This window comes from Luteimicrobium subarcticum (assembly GCF_002798015.1).
Classification (GTDB): domain Bacteria; phylum Actinomycetota; class Actinomycetes; order Actinomycetales; family Cellulomonadaceae; genus Luteimicrobium; species Luteimicrobium subarcticum.
Genome location: NZ_PGTZ01000007.1, coordinates 717,035 through 734,450, shown reverse-complemented (window position 1 = coordinate 734,450; position 17,416 = coordinate 717,035). Strand labels below are relative to the sequence as shown.

Below are 17,416 nucleotides of genomic sequence, written 5' to 3'. Positions count from 1 at the left end.
GGTCCGGCCGGCCCCGGCCCGTCGCGGGTGCGTCCCGGACCGCGGGCGCCACCGACCCCGTCCGGTCGACCCCGTTAGGCTCGAGGCGTGCCCACACCACCCCCGCCCCAGCTCTCGCGCGAGGTGCCGGACGGCGCACCGGGCGACGCGCTCGGGCTGGTCCCCGCGCCCGCCCGGGCCCGGCAGACCGACGGCACGTACCGTCCCGGAGCCGCGTTCCGCGTCGCCACCCCGGCTGCCCTCGCACCCGCCGCGCGCTGGTGGGCGGGCGTCACGCGCGCCGCGTGGGACGTCGAGGTCGCCGTGGGCTCCTCCGCCGACGACGACGACCCTGGCGTGCGGTTCGCCCTCGACCCGGACCTCGCCGACGACGCCTACGCGCTGCGCGTCGACGACACGGGCGTCGTCGCTCGCGCCGGCGGCCTCGCCGGGGCGCACTCGGCGGCACAGGTGCTGCGCCAGCTCGCCGGCCCCGCGGCGTTCCGCGCCGCGCCCGTCGGCGCGGAGCCGCTCGCGCTCCCCCACGTGACGGTCGAGGACCGTCCGCGGCTCGGGTGGCGCGGCGTCCTGCTCGACGTGGCACGCCACTTCCTGCCGAAGCACGACGTGCTCCGGTTCGTCGACCTCGCGGCGGCGCACCGGCTCGACGTCGTGCAGCTGCACCTCACGGACGACCAGGGCTGGCGCTTCGAGTCCCACCGGTACCCGCGGCTCACCGAGGTCGGCGCGTGGCGCGCCGAGTCGGGCGTCGGCACGTGGCGCGCGGGCGTCCTCGACGGCCGTCCCCACGGCGGCTTCTACACGCAGGACGACCTGCGCGAGGTCGTCGCGTACGCGCGGGCCCGCGGCGTCACCGTCGTCCCCGAGGTCGACGCTCCCGGGCACGTCGAGGCGGCCGTCGCCGCCTACCCGGAGCTCGGCACGCGCAAGCAGCCGCACGCCGTGCGCACGACGTGGGGCGTGTCGACCGAGGTGCTCGACCCGTCCGACGCGTCGCTCGCGTTCTTCCGCGACGTGCTCGACGAGGTCATGGACGTTTTCGACAGCCCGTTCGTCGCGCTCGGCGGCGACGAGGTGCCCACCACGCTCTGGAAGCAGTCGCCGACGATCGTGGCCCGCGCCGCGGAGCTCGGGCTCGACGACGTCGCCGACCTGCACCCGTGGTTCCTCGCCCGGCTGTGCGAGCACGTGATCGCCGCAGGCCGGCGACCCGTCGTGTGGGACGAGGCGTTCCGGCTCGGCCCGGACGGCCGCTCCGTGCTGCCGCGCGAGACCGTCGTGACGTCCTGGCGCGGCTGGGCGGTCGGCGCGCAGGCGATGGCAGCGGGGCACGACGTCGTCATGGCGCCCGAGCAGGTCGTCTACCTGGACCACCGCGCCGGGGACGGCCCCGACGAGCCCGCCCCTGTCGGGTTCCTCCGCACCGTCGCGGACGTGCACGCGTTCGACCCGCTGCCGGCGGGACTCTCGGAGGGGACGCCAGGAGCGGCCGCGGCTCCCGGACGTCTGCTCGGTGCCCAGGCGGAGGTCTGGTCGGAGCAGCTCGACTCCGCGCGCCGCGTCGACTACGCGACGTTCCCGCGGCTCGCCGCGTTCGCGGAGGCCGTGTGGCGCCCCGAGGCCACGGCCACCCCCGAGCAGACCGCCGCGTTCGTCGACCGGCTCGCCCGGCACCACCTGCCCCGCCTCGACGCGTACGGCGTCGAGTACCGGCCGCTCGACGGCCCGCACGCGTGGCAGACGCTGCCCGGCGTCGTCGGCTGGCCCCGCGACCTGGCGGCCGAGCTCGCCGCGGGCGGGCTCGCCGGCGTCGGCGGCTGGGTCGAGGACCACGAGAACAGCCCGGCGGCCGGATGAGCGGCCACCTGGTCCGCGGCGTCCGCGTCCCGACGCCGCTCGAGCCGGACGGCGGCGCGCTGCTCGACGTCCTCGTGAGCGGCGGACGGATCGCGGCGGTCGAGCAGGCGGGCACGCTCGCCGCGCCCGGCGGGGCCGACGACGTGCTCGAGGGGGACGGCCGACTCCTGCTGCCCGGGTTCGTCGACGCCCACGTGCACGGTGAGGCGGCGGTGTTCGACCCGGACGTGCAGCGCGCGATGCTGCGCCAGGGCGTCACGACGATCGTCGTCGGGCAGGACGGCATCGGGTTCGCCCCGACGCCGCACGACGACGCGTTCGCGTACTCGACCGAGTACTTCCGGGCGATCAACGGCGAGCACCCCACGTTCCGCGGCGGCTCCGTCGCGGCGCTGCGGGCCACGTGGGCGGGGCTCCCGGTCACCGTCGAGACGCTGGTGCCCCACGGGACGCTGCGCCACGCCGTCCTCGGCACCGCGGACCGTCCCGCGTCGCCCGACGAGACCGCCCGCATGGTCGCGCTGCTCGAGACGGCGCTCGACGACGGCGCGGTCGGCCTGTCGACGGGCCTCGAGTACGTGCCCGCGGCCTACGCGACCGAGGACGAGCTCGTGGCGCTCGCCCGCGTGTGCGCGTCCCGACACGTGCCGCACGTCAGCCACATGCGCGGGTACGAGGAGAGGGCGCCGCGCGCGTTCGGCGAGCTCGTGCGGATCGCGCGGGCGTCCGGCGTCGCGACGCACGTGTCGCACTTCCACGGCCCGGCGGACGTCCTGACCGGGCTGGTCGACGGCGCCGCCGCCGAGGGCGTCGACGTGACGTTCGACTCGTACCCGTACCTGCGCGGCAGCTCGATCCTGTCGATGGTCGCGCTGCCGACCTGGCTGCCGATCGCCGACCCCGACCGCACGGTCGCGCTGCTGCGCGACGCCGCCGTCCGCGAGCGCCTGCGCACCGAGCACTTCCCGTCGCTGGCGGACCTGTGGGGCCGCGTCACGATGGCGAACGTGCCGGGAGACCTGCGCTGGACGGAGGGCATGGCGCTCGTCGACGTCGCGGCGCGGCTCGGGCTGGCACCACAGGACACGGCCGTCGAGCTGCTCGTCGCGACCCGGCTGCAGGCGGGGTGCGTGTTCGCGCAGCCGCCGACGAACTCCCCCGAGTCGGTGCGCACGCTCGCGAACCACCGCGCGCACCTCGCCGGGTCGGACGCGATCTACGCGGGCGGCCGACCCCACCCGCGGGGCTGGGGCGCGTTCGCCCGGTTCGCCGCCGAGCACGTCGTCGCGGCGGGTGACTGGACGTGGGCGGACGCGGTCGACCACCTGTCGGCGCGGGCCGCGAGGCGGTTCTCGCTCGCCGGACGTGGGACCGTGTCCGTGGGGGCACGCGCCGACCTGGTGCTCGTCGACCCGTCGCGGGTGCGCGACCGGGCGACGTACGAGGCGCCGCGCACCCTCGCCGACGGCATCGACGACGTGCTGGTGCGGGGACGGGCGGTGCTGCGGGACGGCGAGCTCGTCGCCCCCGTGCCCGCCACCGACCGAACGAAGGAGCTGGGATGACGGACCCGACGACGACGCCCGGGGCAGCGCCCGCGGAGGCGCCCGCCCGCCGGACCGAGCGGCTCGACCGGCCCATCCCGCCGGTGGTCGTCGGCCCGCGCACCAAGGGCCTGCGCCTGCGCGGCGAGACGGCGGGAGACGGCCTGCTCGCGGGCACGGCCAGCCTGGACGACGGCCCCTTCGGGTACCCGCTGCTGACGCTCGAGACGACGGCGCTCGACCACAACGTCGCCACGATGGCGGCGGTGCTGGACCGGGCGGCCGAGGCGGTCGGCAAGCCGGGGTCGGTCGAGATCGCCCCGCACGTCAAGACGCACATGTCGGCGCAGATCTTCGCCCGACAGCTCGCGGGCGGGGCGTGGGGCGCGACGGTCGCGAGCCCGGCCCAGCTGCGCGTGGTGCGCGACTGGGGGGTGCGGCGCGTCTTCCTCGCCAACGAGCTCACGGACCCGTGGGACGCCGTGTGGGTGCGCGACGACCTGGAGCGCGACCCCGACGCCGAGCTGTGGGTGTACGTCGACTCGGTCGAGGGCGTCACGGTGCTGTCCCGCGCGTTCGCGGGGGTCTCCCCCGACGTCGCGGCCCGCTGCGGCGTCCTCGTGGAGCTCGGTGTCGAAGGCGGGCGCACGGGGGTGCGCAGCCCGGCGCGCGTGCTCGACCTGGCGCGCGCCGTCGACCTCAGCCCGCTGACGCTGCTCGGCGTCGCCGGGTACGAGGGCGCGGTCGCGCACGGCACCGACGAGGAGTCCCTCGCGCAGGTGCGCGCGTACTGCGAGCAGCTGCGCGCGACGGCCGAGCGGCTCGTCACCGAGGAGCTCGTGCGCCGCGACCGGCTCGTCATCTCGGCCGGAGGGTCGGCGTACCTCGACGTCGTGCTCGACGTGCTGCCCGGCGCGTTCCCGGACGAGTCGCCCGTCGCGGGCTGCGTGCCGCACGTCGTCGTCCGGTCGGGCGCGTACGTCGTCCACGACCACGGCTTCTACGGCCGCATGGACCCCCTGTCGCGCATCCCGGGCGCCGAGCCGCTGCACCCCGCGGCGACGGTCGTCGGGACCGTCCTGTCCGTGCCCGAGCCGGGCCTCGCGCTCGTCGGCATCGGACGACGCGACGTGCCGTTCGACATCGACCTGCCCGTGCCCCTGTGGGTCCGTGCCACCGGGCCCGACGGCAACCACGGGCCCGCCCTCGACCTCGGCGGCGCCGAGGTCACCGCGCTCAACGACCAGCACCTGTTCCTGCACCTGAGCCACCACGCACGCGACGAGCAGGGCCTGGGCATCCGCACCCTGCGCCCCGGCGACGTCGTCGGGTTCGGCATCTCGCACCCCTGCACGCTCATGGACAAGTGGCGCGTCGCCGTCGTCATGGACGGCGAGCGCCCCGTCTCGCTCGTCCAGCTCGACTTCTGACCCCCACCGGACGCACCGACCACCGCTCACCCTCGAGGAGACTCCCCCGATGTCCGACGCACGACCCGTCACCCCCAAGGTCCCGCTGCGCACCGACGGCGCCCCCGCGCCCGCGCACACGTTCCACCAGGGCGTGCGCAAGGGACCGTTCGTCCAGGTGTCCGGGCAGGGCCCGCAGGACCCCGCCACCGCCGAGTACCTCTACCCGGGCGACGTGCGGGCGCAGACGACCCGCACGCTCGAGAACGTGCGCGCGATCGTCGAGGCGTCGGGCGCGACGTTCGACGACGTCGTGATGCTGCGCGTCTACCTCACGAAGCGTGAGGACTTCCCGCTGATGAACGAGGCGTACGGCGCGTTCGTGGCAGAGCACTGCCCCGGCGGCGTCCTGCCGAGCCGCACCACCGTGTTCGTGGGGCTGCCGCGCGAGGAGATGCTGGTCGAGATCGACGCGCTCGCCGTGACGGACGCGCCGCTGCCCGCGTGACCGCGCGCCGGGGCCGGTCCGCGGGCGGCGCCGACGCAGACACCGGCTTCGGGACGGACTTCAGCCTCCGCTCGATCGCTGTCGCCGCGTTCGGGCCGTCGATCCTGTTCGGGCTCGCCGAGGGCGCGATGCTGCCCGTCATCCCGTTCGCCGCGCAGGAGCGCGGTGCGACGCTCGCCCTCGCCGGGTTCGTGGCGTCGCTGCTCGGCATCGGGTCGATCCTGTCGAACATCCCCGCGGGGATCCTCACGACGCGCGTCGGCGAGCGCTGGGCCATGGTGTGGGCCGCCGCCCTGTCGGCGGTCGGCATCGTCCTCTGCCTCGTCGACGCCGGGCACGGCGGCGCGTCGCTCGCCGTGTTCTCCCTCGGCGTGCTGCTCGTCGGCGCCGCCAGCTCGGTGTTCAACCTCGCGCGGCAGTCGTTCCTCACCGCGGCCGTCCCCGTGCACCTGCGGGCACGCGCCATGTCGACGCTCGGCGGCAGCATGCGCGTCGGGGCGTTCGTCGGCCCGTTCCTGGGCGCCGCCGCCGTGAGCGTCCTGGGCACGCCCGGCGGGTTCTGGGTCGCGCTCGTCGCAGCGGTCGCCGCGGGCGCGCTCGCGCTCGGCGTCCCGGAGCTCGAGGAGCGTGTCGCGCCCCCGCCGCCGGCCGCCGCACGGGACGCGGGCTCGGCGGCAGCAGGAGCGCCGTCCGCCCTCCCTCCGACGGCATCCACCGTGACCACGATGGGCATGCTGCGCACACACTGGCAGGTGTTCGTGACGCTCGGGTCGGGCGTCTTCCTGCTGTCGGCCGTCCGAGCGAGCCGGCAGGTCGTCATCCCGCTGTGGGCGCACCACATCGGCCTCGACCCGACCGCCGCGTCGATCGTCTACGGCATCGCGGGCGCGATCGACGTCGCCGTCTTCTACCCTGCCGGCAAGGTCATGGACCGCCGCGGACGCCAGTGGGTCGCCGTCCCGTCGATGCTGCTCATGGCGACGGCGATGGTCCTCATGCCGCTGACCCACGCCGTGGTCCCGTTCACCGCCGTGTCCATGCTGCTGGGGTTCGGCAACGGCATCGGCGCGGGGATCGTCATGACGCTCGGTGCGGACGCGTCCCCCACGGTGGGGCGCCCGACGTTCCTCGCCCTGTGGCGCGAGATCGCCGACGGCGGGGCCGGCGCGGGGCCGTTGCTCCTGTCCGGGATCACCGCGCTCGCCGGGCTCGCGCCCGCCGTCGTCGTGTCGGGCGCGCTGGGCTACGGCGCCGCCGCGGCCCTGTGGCGCTGGATCCCCCGCCGCCCGCGGGCGCTCAGCGCGTCACCGGGGCGGTCTGCAGGCTCGTCGTCGTCCGCGTGAGGTAGCGCGAGCGGGAGCCGGTGACGCTCACGGAGACGCGGCGGCCGAGCGCCGACGCGGGCACCACGAAGCGGCTCCCGTTCGCGCCGTGGACCGGGACGCCGTTGATGCGCCGCTGGTACCGGACGGCGCTGGGTGACGGGGTCCACGTCCCGCGGTACGCGATGAGCGTCGCACCCACGCGCGCCCTGCCCGCGACCTTCGGCACCGGGGCGGTCATCGGCAGCGGGAAGACCTGCACCGTCGTCGTCGCGCTACCCGGCAGCGTGTCGGCGTCCCCGGCGTAGCGCAGGGTCAGGACGTGCGTGCCCCGTGCGAGCGCGTGGACCGGGAAGGTGTGGTCGGCGGTCGTATGACCCCGGTCGCGGGAGACCGTCCAGGACGCGATCTTCTTCGAGCCCTCCCACAGGGTCACGGAACCCGTCGCGAGCCGCTGCCACTCCTCGACGCGGCCGCTGACCGTGTGATCGCTCGCAGGGATCTCGTCGTAGTCCCACCGCCCGGCCTCGGTCGCACCGAAGAAGATCGTCGGCCTCGCCCGGTCGACGGTGAGGGTGCTCGTCCAGGACGACCCGGCGTACGTGGACGACGAGATCGGTCCCGTGATCGTCACACGGTACGTGCCGGCGTCCGGCGCGACCGCGTTCGACGACGAGTAGAGGGGCAGTGACACCGTTCCGTCCGCGGCGATGTGCACGTACTCCGCCGCTCCTCCGGGGCTGCCGTCGAGCCGCGAGAGGGTGACCGTCGCGTCCCCGGACGACGGCCGTCCGTAGGGGCCACCGAGGGTCGCCCGGAGGACCACCGGCACTCCGCGGGTCACGCGCGCCGGGACGGTCGCCGTGAGGGTCGTCGTGAGGAGCCCGACGCGCACGTCGTACTCGGGACTCACCAGGCTCCTCTGCCCCGCCCGGTCGGTCGCGTGCGCCATGAGCCTGCAGTGCTCGGACCGCCCGGCGACGAACGGCACCACGGCGGCACCGTCCACGGCGGCGACGGTCTCGGACAGCCCGCAGCCTTCGACGGCGAAGCTCGCCGTGTCGGGGGACGACGTGATGCGGAAGGCCGCGGACCGGCCCACGCCCGGGCTCTCGACCCCGTCCTCGTAGACCGCCGGGTAGAGGGTCGGCTGGTCCCGCACGGGCTCGATGGTCGGCGGGTCGGGACGCTCGAAGTCCGTCACGAACGTGCAGCTCGCCCACGGCCCGGTGGTCCCCTCGTCCGTCACGACGCGGACCCGCCACACGTACCGGTGCCCGCTCTCCGTCATCACGGCGATGGAGTGCCCGAACCAGCTGCCGGACGCCTGAGCGCCCGTCGTGTAGCGCCAGAGGACCTCGTCGGGAGTCGCGGCCAGGGCCAGCTCGAAGGTCGCCGCGACGTTCGCCGGCCCGGTGCCCGCGGCGTCGTCACGGGGCGGACCGGTCACGGTCGCGCCGATCTGGCCCACCGACGGAAGCAGCAGGTCGGTGCCGTCGACGCAGTCCTGCATGCTGACCGACAGGTTCTGAGGCGGCGCGATCGTCGGGTCGACGACGTCGGCGTCGTCCGCACGGGCGGGCACCGCCCACGCGCCGAGCAGGAGCGCGACGACGGTCGGGACGGTGACCGCGATGCGTCGGACGTCGTGGGCGCTCGCTCGAAAGGGCACGTACTGCTCCTGGGGTTCGTTCTCCGGCAACAGTGACGAAAGGTACCGACCGGAGCGGGGTCCCACAAGAAACCCCTCCGTGAACGGCGGGGTACCCTCGAAGGACGGGTGCCCCGGGCATCCGGCTCTCAGGAGCGGGACGAGGACGAGGAGCGAGCGGATGCAGGACGTCATCGACGTCGCCGGCGTCGCCGCAGGGGGCGGGGTGGCCGTACCGGCCTGCTCGGGCGACCCCGCGACCCGCGACCGCACCGCTCCCCGCGCGGCCTGACCTCAGGCGCCGGGGTGCGCAGCGGCGCGGCAGCACGCCGTCCGCACCCGCTCCCCCACCCGGAGAACCGATGATCCCCCTGACCGAACGCCAGATCCGCACGTCCTTCGTCAACACCTCGAAGCGCGAGGCCTCGCAGGCCGTCCTCCCCGACCTCGACGCGCTCGACTGGGACCGCCTCGACTACCTCGGCTGGCAGGACCGCAAGGCACCCCTGATGTCGTACGCGGTCGTCCCTGTCGATGACGAGCCCGTCGGCATCCTGCTGCGCGCCACCGACCCCGCGGGCCGCGTGCGCCGCAGCGCGGTGTGCGCGTGGTGCGAGGACGTCGTCGAGACGTCCGACGTGGGCCTGTTCGTGGCCCGGCGCGCGGGCGCCGCCGGACGCCGCGGCGACACCGTCGGCACGCTGATCTGCGAGGACTTCCGCTGCTCGCGCAACGTCCGACGACGGCTCACCGCGACCGAGGCGGGCAACGCGTCCGACGAAGAGCGGGCCGTCATGACCGCCCTGCGGATCGAGGGGCTGCGGGAGCGGTCCGCCCGGTTCGTCGCAGAGGTCGCGCGGGAGGTCTGACCCGCCTCGGCCACGACCCCCGACGTCAGCGCAGCGTCAGCCGGGCGACGTGCTCGGCGAGCTCGGTGAGGCGCGAGGGGGCGTGCACGGCGAGCTCGTCGAACGTCGACGGGCCCGTGGCGATCGAGAACGCGGCGCGGATCCCGGCCTCCGCGGTGCGTGCCGCGGGGAGCAGCACCTGACCGGCGAGGACGACGACGGGCGGCGCCGGCCGCCCGCCGTCGGGTCGCACGCCGTCGGGTCGCGCGCCGTCGGGTCGCGCGGCCGCGGCGAGCTCGGCGACCGTCCCCACGACCTTCCCGCCGAGCGACTGCGAGTCGAACGACCCTTCGCCGGTGAGGACGAGGTCGGCGCCGTCGAGCAGCCGGGGCAGACCGGCGGCCTCGGCGACGAGGCGCGCCCCGGGGGCGAGCTCGGCACCGAGGACGGCGTGCAGGGCGCCCGCGACCCCGCCCGCCGCGCCGGCGCCGGGCACGTCCCGGACGTCGGTGCCGGTCGTGGCGGCGAGCACGCCCGCCCAGCGCCCGAGCGCGGCGTCGAGGAACGCGACGTCGCTGGGGCGTGCGCCCTTCTGCGGCGCGAACACGGCGGCTGCGCCGCGCGGCCCGACGAGCGGGTTGGTCACGTCGACGGCCAGCCGCCACCGCACCTGGCGGGCGCGCGGGTCGAGCCCGTCGAGGTCGAGCGCGGCCACGTCGGAGAGCGCGCCGCCCCCGTCGCCGACCTCTCGCCCGCTCGCGTCGAGCAGCCGGGCGCCGAGCGCCCGCAGGACCCCGGAGCCGCCGTCGGTCGTCGCCGACCCCCCGAGACACACGAGGACCTCGTCGACCCCCTCGTCGAGCAGGCCGCGCAGCAGGGTGCCGGTGCCGCGCGTGGTCGCGAGGAGCGGCTGCCGGGGGACGTCCGCGACGCCGGGCAGCCCGGAGGCCTGGGCGAGCTCGACGACGCCGAGCCTGCGGTCGGCGGTGACGCCGAACGCCGCGTCGGTCGGCCGGCCCAGCGCGTCGGTCGTGCGGGCTCGGGACGGGTCGACGCCCCACGCCGCGGCCAGGACGTCGAGGGTCCCTTCGCCGCCGTCGGCGAGCGGCACGCGGTCGACGCGCGCGTCCGGTCGGGCGGCGGTGACGCCCTGGCCGATCGCGGCAGCGGCCTCGGCGGCGGTCAACGACCCCTTGAAGGCGTCGGGACACACCACGACGTGCGACGGCGCGGCCGCTCCCCCTGACCTGGTGCTCACTCCTGCGACAGTAGGTGAGACCGTGCGGGTCAGCCCGCCGACCAGCCCGCCACGCACAGCCAGAACACGACGAACCCGCACGCGTAGTTGACCCACAGGAAGGTGCGCCAGCCACGGTTGGCGGCCGCTGACGCGTCGTCCGTCACGGACCGGTAGGGCCACGCGAGCACCAGGTACGGCACGACGAGGACGGCCGCGAAGGCCGCCGGCAGCCCGGCGGCCAGGACGACGACGCCGGCGAGCGCCCACAGCGCGAGCGCGAACCGCACGGTGCGGCGGGCGCCGAGCACGGTGGCGACGGACGCGATGCCGGCCTCGCGGTCGGGCACGACGTCCTGGACGGCGCCGAACGCCTGCGCGGCGACGCCCCAGCAGAAGAACGCGACGACGACGGCGACGGTGGTGCGGTCGGCGGCCGCTCCCCCGGCGACGAGCCCGACGACGCACGGGCCGACGAAGTGGCTGCTCGAGGTCGCCGAGTCGAGGAAGGGCCGTTCCTTGAACCGCAGGCCGGGCGCGGAGTAGGCCACGACGGCGAACAGGACGACGACGAGAGCCAGCGCAGTCCACCCGGCGCGGGCCGGGTTCTCGCGCGCGACGAGCACGAGCATCGCGACGACGAACGGCACGGGCAGCCCGACGGACCACCACAGCAGGGTGCGCAGGGCGGATCGGTCCACGAGCGCACCCTCGACGCCGCCCTTGCGGGGGTTGCGCAGGTCGGACTCGTGGTCGAACACGTCGTTGACCCCGTACATGAGCAGGTTGTACGGGACGAGGAAGAAAAGGGTGCCGACGACGACGAACGGCGCGAGGGAGATCCCGTGGTGGTGCGCGGCGAGGAGCACCGCGGCGGCGAACGGGAACGCGGTGTCGATCCAGCTGAGCGGCCGTGACGCGCGCAGCAGCGTCAGGGCCGTCGCGACGGTGCGCGTCCGGGTGGACGAGGGCGTGGCCGCGGTCGTCATGCGTCCTCCCGGCGGGCGAGCTCCCACACGGCGGGCAGCAGGAGCGCCGCGGCGAGCGGGTACGAGAGGTCCTCGACGGGTGCGCGCCACAGGGTGACGCCGACGAGCGAGCCGTCACGGTACCGGAACAGGCCGGCGCCGATCATCAGCGAGTCGAAGACGACGGTGAGGACCATGAGCGCGAGCGCGGTGACGGTCACGGCGACCGTGACGTCGCGCAGGACGCCGCGGGAGCGCCAGCGCGGCACGGCGACGGCGAACACCACGGCGGCGACACCGATCCCGGCGAGGGCGAGCGGCAGGTACGTCATCGGGCTCCCCCCGCGTCGCGGGCCGGCGCGGCGTCCCGGGCGGGCTCGGCCGCGCGCGCACGCACGGCTCGCTCGACCCGCCGGGCCGCGGTCCAGAGCACGAGCGCGAGGTAGCACAGGAACAGCAGGAACACCGGCTCCTCGAGGGGCAGGTGCGGTGCCACCTCGACTCCCGTCGACCAGCGTCCGTCGCCGCGCACGAAGACCCCGGCGGCGATGCAGACGCCGTCCCACAGCAGGAACGCGGCGAGGCCGACGCCGAGCGCGACGGCTCCCCGGCGCGCGTCGCGCCACAGGACGAGCCGCCACCGTGCGTCGACGACCGCGACGCCGGCGAGCGAGACGAGCAGCGCGGCGAGGTACGCGAACCTCATACCGCGCCCCGCTCGGTCCCGGACCGGACGGAGTCCTCCGTGACAGCGCCGACGATCCGCCCGACGCGCGCGGCGGCGAGCTCCGCGCTGATGAGGCACATGGGCAGACCGACACCCGGGATCGTGGACCCGCCCGCGTACACGAGGCCGTCGACGCGCGCCGACGCCCCCCGCGCGCGCAGCATCGCGGACTGGCGCAGGGTGTGCGCCGGGCCGAGCGCGCCGCCCGACCACGAGTGCAGCGTCTCGGCGAACGACGACGGCGTGAGCACGTGCCGGACGACGACCCGTTCGGCGAGGAACGGCACCCCGGCCCAGCGGTCGATCTGCCGGACGACGCGGTCGGCGAGGGCGCGCACGCGCGGGTCGTCGGGCGTCAGGGTGACGTCGGGCGGCACGGGCACGAGGACGAAGAGGTTCTCGTGCCCGTCGGGCGCGACGCCCGGGTCGGTCGCGCTGGGCCGGCACACGTACACGGACGCGGGGTCCGGCATGCGGTGCCCGGGCCCGAACACGGCGTCGAAGTTGGCCTGCCAGTCCTGCGTGAAGAACAGGTTGTGGTGCGCGAGCGCGTCGACCTCGCCGCGCACGCCGAGGCACAGCAGCACGGCACCCGGGCCGGGGTCGCGGCCGGCCCACCAGGGCTCGGGGTAGGTCTGCCACTGCGGCTCCAGGAGCCGCGTCTCGGTGTGGTGCAGGTCGCCGGCGGCGACGACGACGTCCGCCGGGACCTCCTCAGCGCCCGCAGCGGGAGACCTGACGTCCCGGCAGCGGACCCCGCGGACCGCGCCCCGTGACCGGCGCACGGGCCGTCGGCTGCGGCGCGCGCGGCCGACGTCGTCGACGAGCACCTGCTCGACCTCGCACCCGGTCCGGATCTCGGCGCCCGCGGCGACGGCGAGGCGCGCGACCGCGTCGGTGATCGTCGAGAAGCCGCCCATCGGGTAGCGCACCCCCTCGACGAGGTCGAGGTGGCTCATGAGGTGGTAGAGCGCGGGCGCCTCGTACGGGGACGCGCCGAGGAAGACGGCCGGGTACGCGAGCACCTGCCGCAGCCCGTGGTCGCGGGTGGCGTGCGCGGTGCGGTCCCACAAGGACGTCGTGGCGAGGCGGACGAGCCGCCCGAGCGCGCGCGGACCGAGGCCGCGCGCCAGGTCACGCCACGCCGCCGCGCCGGCGAAGTCGGTGTAGAGGAACCGGTCGAGCGCGAGCCGGTAGGTGTCGGACGCGGACGCGAGGTAGGCGTCGAGTGCGGCGCCGGCCCCCGGGTCGCGCGCCTCGAACAGCGCGCGCGTCGCCTCGACCTCGTCGGTGATCTCGAGCCGGGCGCCGTCCTCGAGGAACACCCGGTACGCGGTCGGCAGCGGCACGAGGTCGAGCTCGGCGTCGACGCTCGTGCCGAGCCGCGCGAAGAACCGCTCGAACACCTCGGGCATGAGGTACCAGGACGGACCGAGGTCGAACGTGAACCCGTCCTCGTGCCAGGTCGCGACACGTCCGCCGACGTGGTCGTTGCGCTCGAGGACCGTGACCTGGTGGCCGTCGCGCGCCAGGAGGGCGGCGGACGCGAGACCCGCGATGCCGGCCCCCACGACGACGACCCGGCTCATGCGGCGGCCCCGCTGCCGGGCAGGCGCCCGGCGGGCCGACCAGGCGCGGTCGCACGGCCGGCCCACGTCGCCCGACCGGCCCAGGACGCCCGCACGACCGACCGGGCGACGAGCGCCGCCTTGACCGGGTCGGGGACCCGCACGCGTCCCGAGACGATGTCCACGGGGTCGGTCACGGCGAGCCGCCGCGCGAGCTCCGCGAAGAGGTCGTGCGTCGCGAGGACGGCGGCGCGCGACGACCCGGGCAGCGCGGGGACGACGTCGAGCGCGCGCGCCAGGTCGGCCCGCACGTCCGCGACGAGCACGTCCCGGGTGGCGACGTCGAGGTGCGCCGGGTCGACGCCCGGGAAGTAGCGCCGGCCGAGCTGCGTGTCGTCACCGAGGTCGCGCAGGAAGTTGACCTTCTGGAACGCGGACCCGAGGGCCCGGGCGCCGCCCTCGAGTCGCCGCAGCTCCGCCGCCGGGACGTCGTGCCCGACGAGGAAGCAGCGCAGGCACATGAGCCCGACGACCTCGGCCGACCCGTACACGTACTCCGAGAACGACTCCGGGGTGTGCCACCGCACGGTCAGGTCGGCCCGCATCGACGCGAAGAACGGCCGCACGAGCTCGGGCTCGATCCCGGTGCGCCGCGCGGTGTCGGCGAACGCCTGGACGATCGGGTTGGTCGAGTAGCCGGTGACCATCGCGTCGAGCGCCTGGTGCTCGAGGTCGTCGAGGACGTCGCGCCGGCGGCGCGGACCGATCCCCGCCTCCTCGGCCGCGCCGTCGACGACCTCGTCGGCGAGCCGCACCAGTCCGTACACGGACACGACGTCGTCGCGGACCTGCCCGCGCAGCAGCCGCGCGGCGAGCGAGAACGACGTCGAGTACGTGCGGATGACCTGCCGGGACGCCCGCAGCGACGCGAGCTCGTGCCGTTCGAGGACGCTCCCGCTCATCGGGTCCTCCCCGCGAGGGCACGGACGTGCCGGTGCAGCGTGTCGCGGACGGCGGCCGGCACGACGGGCTCGTCGAGGAGCCCGGTCGCGGTCGCCGTGTACAGGCCGACGAGCTCCTCGGCGTCGCGGCGCACGCCGTGGGCCTCGAGCGCGACCCGGACCGCGTCGGCCTGCTCGTCGGTGACCGACCGGTCGCCCAGGTGCGCCGCGAGGACGGGCCACGCGAGGGTGTCGCGCGCGAGGACGACGAGCGCCGTGACCTTGCCCTCCGCGAGGTCGCCGCGCGCGCTCTTGCCGGTCTCGCGTTCGTCGCCGAACGTGCCGAGCAGGTCGTCGGAGAGCTGGTACGCGATGCCGAGGGCGCGCGCGGCGCGGCGCAGCACGTCGACGAGCTCCGCGTCGGCGCGCGCGAGCAGCGCGGCGGCGATCACGGGGCCGACGAACGTGTACTCGGCGGTCTTGTGCGCCGCCGTGAGCACGACGTCCTCGAGCGTCACGGTGGACGGTCCCGCAGGCGCCAGCACGTCGTCCAGCTCGCCCGCGGCGGTCCGCTGGACCACGTCGTCCACGAGGTCGAGCAGGGCGGTGCGCACGGTGTCGCCGGGCGGCGGCCCGTCCGCACGCAGGGGGGCCGTCGCGACGAGCCGCAGCGCGAGGGTGAGCAGGAGGTCGCCGGCCAGCACGCCGGCACCGGTCCCGGTCGCGCGCACGGTCTGCGGTCCGGCGCCCGCGGTCCTCGCAGCCTCCGCGTAACGCCGCGCCACGGTGGGACGCCCGTGGCGCAGCTGGTCCGCGTCGATGACGTCGTCGTGGATGCAGAACGCGGTGTGCAGCATCTCGAAGGCCGTCGCGACCTGGCGGGCGGCGTCGTCCTCGGACCCGCGCAGCGCGGCGTGCACGTCGAGCACCAGCCGGGGTCGCAGGCGCTTGCCGCCGCGCGCCGCGTCGGCGACCGCGTCCCACAGGGCGACGGCGGCCGCGCCGCCCGCGGCGACCGCGCGCTCGCGGGCGGCACCGAGGTGGCGTGCGACGTCGGCCTCGACGCGGCGCAGCTCGTCGTCGACGGTGACGGTCCCGGGCCTGCTCGTCCGGGCGGTCTCCGTGGTCTCACACATGGCCGCACGCCTCCTTGCCGGTGACGGGACCGGGCGTGACGGGCACCCCGAGCGCGAGGCGCAGGTCGCGCTCGGCGAGCTGCCAGGCGCTCCACGGGCTGAGCGTCCACGGTGCGGCGGCGGCCGCCGCGACGAGGGCCTCGGGCCGGACGAGCCGCCACGCGGCGACCTCGTCCGGGTCCGGTGCGATCTGGTCGACGGGGGTGGCGAGCGTGGCGACGTACACCGGGCAGAGCTCGTTCTCGCGGACCCCGGAGTCGTCGACGGCCTCGTAGGAGAACGTGGGCAGGACGAGCCGCAGGTCGGTGATCTCGACGCCGAGCTCGTCGGACGCGCGGCGGCGCACGGCGTCCTCGAGGTGCTCACCCGGACGCGGGTGTCCGCAGAAGGCGTTGGTCCAGGCACCGGGCCAGGTGCGCTTGGCCAGCGCCCGCCGCGTCACGACGACGTGGCCGTCCGGGGTGAGCACGTGGCACGAGAAGGCGAGGTGGCGCGGCGTGTCGCGCCGGTGGACGTCGGTCCGTGGCGCGGTGCCGACGGGCACGCCCTCCCGGTCCACGAGCACGACCTCGTCCGCTGCTGGGATCGTCAACGCACCCTCCTTGGTTGTCGAGCCGTCGTGGCTGCGCGTCCGCGATTCGCTAGCCAGGCTAGATGCATGCCTGATTATGATCGACCCATGGACCCCACGCACCCTAGGGCCCCCGACGGGCCGGCCCCCCGTGCGACGCGCGGGGACGGCCCCAGGGCCGCGGGCTACTGGTACGAGACCGCCGACGCGACACCCGTGCTCACCGCCGTCCGCGGCTTCCTGCGGGCCGACGAGGCGATGCGCCGACGCCTCCGGCACGCGATGGACATGAACGAGACCGACCTGCGCGCCCTGCGCGTCATGGCGGCCGCCGAGCTCGCGCAGCGCCGGCTCTCCCCGCGCGACCTCAGCCGCGAGCTCGGCATCTCGACGGCGTCGACGACCAAGCTGATCGACCGGCTCGAGGCCGAGGGGCGCCTGCGCCGCGAACCGCACCCGACCGACCGGCGTGCGCTGCGGCTCGTCCTCACGCCGGACGCGCACCGCGAGGTCCGCGAGACGCTCGGTGCGATGCACGGACGGATGCGCGCGGCGGCCGACGAGCTCTCCCCCGCCGACCGCGACGCCGTCGTCCGGTTCCTCGGGGCGCTCGCGACCGCGCTCGGCGGGCCGGGGGTCAGCCCCGGGCCAGGTCCGGGATCTGGCCCTGCGCCGCACGCAGCTTCTCGGTGAGCGTGCGCAGCGCCGCGCGCTCCGACGGCTCGAGCGCCTCGCCGACATAGGCGTCGATCGCCTCGGCGTGGCGGCGCCCGACGGTGGTCACCAGGCGCATCCCGGCGTCCGTGAGGACGACGAGCGTGCCACGGGCGTCGTCCGGCACCGGTCGGCGCTCCACGAGCGAGCGCTCCTCGAGCCGCTCGACCATCCGGCTCAACGACGGCTGGGTGAGCAGGCTGGACGCCGCGAGCTCGCGCAGGCGCGCACAGCACCCCGGGCGGATCCGCAGCGTGTAGAGCACGTCGTACTCGCGGAACGACACCTCGCCCCAGATCGGGTCGCGCCCCAGCCGGCGCAGCACGGCGACCTGCGCCCGGAACAGCGACTCCCAGGCCGCCACCGCGGTCGGTGCCTCGTCGTCCCTGTCCTCGCCACGGCTCACGGGTGTGAC

The 17,416-nt window shown here is 75.9% G+C and carries 17 protein-coding genes; 7 read left to right on the top strand and 10 right to left on the bottom strand.

Annotated features, from left to right (window positions below; genetic code table 11):
• Positions 1–87 precede the first annotated feature (87 nt).
• Genes CLV34_RS08340 through CLV34_RS08320 form a run of 5 tightly spaced genes read left to right on the top strand, consistent with a single transcriptional unit; the run spans position 88 to position 6,661 of the window.
• On the top strand, positions 88–1,857 hold the full coding sequence (locus CLV34_RS08340) for a beta-N-acetylhexosaminidase (protein ID WP_245859100.1): 1,770 nt from the start codon (positions 88–90) through the stop codon (positions 1,855–1,857).
• Positions 1,854–3,422 carry an N-acyl-D-amino-acid deacylase family protein gene (locus tag CLV34_RS08335; protein ID WP_100349765.1) on the top strand — a complete coding sequence of 523 codons (1,569 nt, stop codon included), beginning with the start codon at positions 1,854–1,856 and terminating at the stop codon, positions 3,420–3,422. Before CLV34_RS08340 ends, CLV34_RS08335 begins: the two co-directional genes overlap by 4 nt.
• Complete coding sequence (locus CLV34_RS08330) at positions 3,419–4,831, top strand: alanine racemase (protein WP_100349764.1); 1,413 nt, start codon at positions 3,419–3,421, stop codon at positions 4,829–4,831. Before CLV34_RS08335 ends, CLV34_RS08330 begins: the two co-directional genes overlap by 4 nt.
• 49 nt (positions 4,832–4,880) lie before the next feature.
• Positions 4,881–5,318, top strand: a complete 438-nt coding sequence (locus CLV34_RS08325) for a RidA family protein (protein WP_100349763.1) — start codon at positions 4,881–4,883, stop codon at positions 5,316–5,318.
• Entirely contained in the window at positions 5,315–6,661 is a 1,347-nt protein-coding gene (locus CLV34_RS08320; protein WP_100349762.1) for an MFS transporter, read from the top strand. Before CLV34_RS08325 ends, CLV34_RS08320 begins: the two co-directional genes overlap by 4 nt.
• On the opposite strand, the gene CLV34_RS08315 is transcribed toward CLV34_RS08320, so the two are convergent.
• On the bottom strand, positions 6,615–8,312 hold the full coding sequence (locus CLV34_RS08315) for an Ig-like domain-containing protein (protein WP_100349761.1): 1,698 nt from the start codon (positions 8,310–8,312) through the stop codon (positions 6,615–6,617). The genes CLV34_RS08320 and CLV34_RS08315 overlap by 47 nt on opposite strands.
• Before the next feature lie 341 nt (positions 8,313–8,653).
• On the opposite strand from CLV34_RS08315, the gene CLV34_RS08310 reads away from it, so the two are divergent.
• Positions 8,654–9,160 carry an FBP domain-containing protein gene (locus CLV34_RS08310; protein WP_100349760.1) on the top strand — a complete coding sequence of 169 codons (507 nt, stop codon included), beginning with the start codon at positions 8,654–8,656 and terminating at the stop codon, positions 9,158–9,160.
• Between the two features lie 25 nt (positions 9,161–9,185).
• On the opposite strand, the gene CLV34_RS08305 is transcribed toward CLV34_RS08310, so the two are convergent.
• From CLV34_RS08305 to idi, 8 genes are read right to left on the bottom strand one after another with little or no spacing between them, the layout of a single operon-like run.
• Positions 9,186–10,397, bottom strand: coding sequence for a glycerate kinase (locus tag CLV34_RS08305; RefSeq protein WP_100349759.1), 1,212 nt, complete (start codon positions 10,395–10,397; stop codon positions 9,186–9,188).
• 29 nt (positions 10,398–10,426) lie between these two features.
• Positions 10,427–11,365, bottom strand: coding sequence for a prenyltransferase (locus tag CLV34_RS08300; protein ID WP_100349758.1), 939 nt, complete (start codon positions 11,363–11,365; stop codon positions 10,427–10,429).
• On the bottom strand, positions 11,362–11,676 hold the full coding sequence (locus CLV34_RS08295; RefSeq protein WP_100349757.1) for a lycopene cyclase domain-containing protein: 315 nt from the start codon (positions 11,674–11,676) through the stop codon (positions 11,362–11,364). The genes CLV34_RS08300 and CLV34_RS08295 overlap by 4 nt, the downstream gene beginning before the upstream one ends.
• Positions 11,673–12,050 carry a lycopene cyclase domain-containing protein gene (locus CLV34_RS08290; protein ID WP_100349756.1) on the bottom strand — a complete coding sequence of 126 codons (378 nt, stop codon included), beginning with the start codon at positions 12,048–12,050 and terminating at the stop codon, positions 11,673–11,675. The genes CLV34_RS08295 and CLV34_RS08290 overlap by 4 nt, the downstream gene beginning before the upstream one ends.
• Complete coding sequence (gene crtI, locus CLV34_RS08285; protein WP_100349925.1) at positions 12,047–13,660, bottom strand: phytoene desaturase family protein; 1,614 nt, start codon at positions 13,658–13,660, stop codon at positions 12,047–12,049. Before crtI ends, CLV34_RS08290 begins: the two co-directional genes overlap by 4 nt.
• The gene (locus CLV34_RS08280; RefSeq protein ID WP_100349755.1) at positions 13,657–14,601 is read right to left on the bottom strand and encodes a phytoene/squalene synthase family protein; all 945 of its coding nucleotides are present in this window, start codon (positions 14,599–14,601) and stop codon (positions 13,657–13,659) included. The genes crtI and CLV34_RS08280 overlap by 4 nt, the downstream gene beginning before the upstream one ends.
• On the bottom strand, positions 14,598–15,716 hold the full coding sequence (locus CLV34_RS08275) for a polyprenyl synthetase family protein (protein WP_100349754.1): 1,119 nt from the start codon (positions 15,714–15,716) through the stop codon (positions 14,598–14,600). Before CLV34_RS08275 ends, CLV34_RS08280 begins: the two co-directional genes overlap by 4 nt.
• Entirely contained in the window at positions 15,709–16,308 is a 600-nt protein-coding gene (idi, locus tag CLV34_RS08270) for an isopentenyl-diphosphate Delta-isomerase (protein WP_100349753.1), read from the bottom strand. Before idi ends, CLV34_RS08275 begins: the two co-directional genes overlap by 8 nt.
• Positions 16,309–16,395: 87 nt before the next feature.
• Here idi and CLV34_RS08265 point away from each other — a divergent pair, with 87 nt between their 5' ends.
• Positions 16,396–16,980 carry a MarR family winged helix-turn-helix transcriptional regulator gene (locus tag CLV34_RS08265; RefSeq protein WP_157803762.1) on the top strand — a complete coding sequence of 195 codons (585 nt, stop codon included), beginning with the start codon at positions 16,396–16,398 and terminating at the stop codon, positions 16,978–16,980.
• On the opposite strand, the gene CLV34_RS08260 is transcribed toward CLV34_RS08265, so the two are convergent.
• Positions 16,925–17,407 (bottom strand): MarR family winged helix-turn-helix transcriptional regulator, encoded by a 483-nt coding sequence (locus CLV34_RS08260; protein WP_100349751.1) that lies wholly within the window; start codon positions 17,405–17,407, stop codon positions 16,925–16,927. The two genes, CLV34_RS08265 and CLV34_RS08260, sit on opposite strands and share 56 nt — an antisense overlap.
• Between the last annotated feature and the right edge of the window lie 9 nt (positions 17,408–17,416).

What these genes read in the sequence shown, in the direction of transcription:
- CLV34_RS08335 (WP_100349765.1), top strand. Translation starts at nt 1,854, where the DNA reads ATGAGCGGCCACCTGGTCCGCGGCGTCCGCGTCCCGACGCCGCTCGAG.
- CLV34_RS08330 (WP_100349764.1), top strand. Translation starts at nt 3,419, where the DNA reads ATGACGGACCCGACGACGACGCCCGGGGCAGCGCCCGCGGAGGCGCCC.
- CLV34_RS08325 (WP_100349763.1), top strand. Translation starts at nt 4,881, where the DNA reads ATGTCCGACGCACGACCCGTCACCCCCAAGGTCCCGCTGCGCACCGAC.
- CLV34_RS08310 (WP_100349760.1), top strand. Translation starts at nt 8,654, where the DNA reads ATGATCCCCCTGACCGAACGCCAGATCCGCACGTCCTTCGTCAACACC.
- CLV34_RS08300 (WP_100349758.1), bottom strand. Translation starts at nt 11,365, where the DNA reads ATGACGACCGCGGCCACGCCCTCGTCCACCCGGACGCGCACCGTCGCG.
- CLV34_RS08295 (WP_100349757.1), bottom strand. Translation starts at nt 11,676, where the DNA reads ATGACGTACCTGCCGCTCGCCCTCGCCGGGATCGGTGTCGCCGCCGTG.
- CLV34_RS08290 (WP_100349756.1), bottom strand. Translation starts at nt 12,050, where the DNA reads ATGAGGTTCGCGTACCTCGCCGCGCTGCTCGTCTCGCTCGCCGGCGTC.
- crtI (WP_100349925.1), bottom strand. Translation starts at nt 13,660, where the DNA reads ATGAGCCGGGTCGTCGTCGTGGGGGCCGGCATCGCGGGTCTCGCGTCC.
- CLV34_RS08280 (WP_100349755.1), bottom strand. Translation starts at nt 14,601, where the DNA reads ATGAGCGGGAGCGTCCTCGAACGGCACGAGCTCGCGTCGCTGCGGGCG.
- CLV34_RS08275 (WP_100349754.1), bottom strand. Translation starts at nt 15,716, where the DNA reads ATGTGTGAGACCACGGAGACCGCCCGGACGAGCAGGCCCGGGACCGTC.
- CLV34_RS08265 (WP_157803762.1), top strand. Translation starts at nt 16,396, where the DNA reads ATGGACCCCACGCACCCTAGGGCCCCCGACGGGCCGGCCCCCCGTGCG.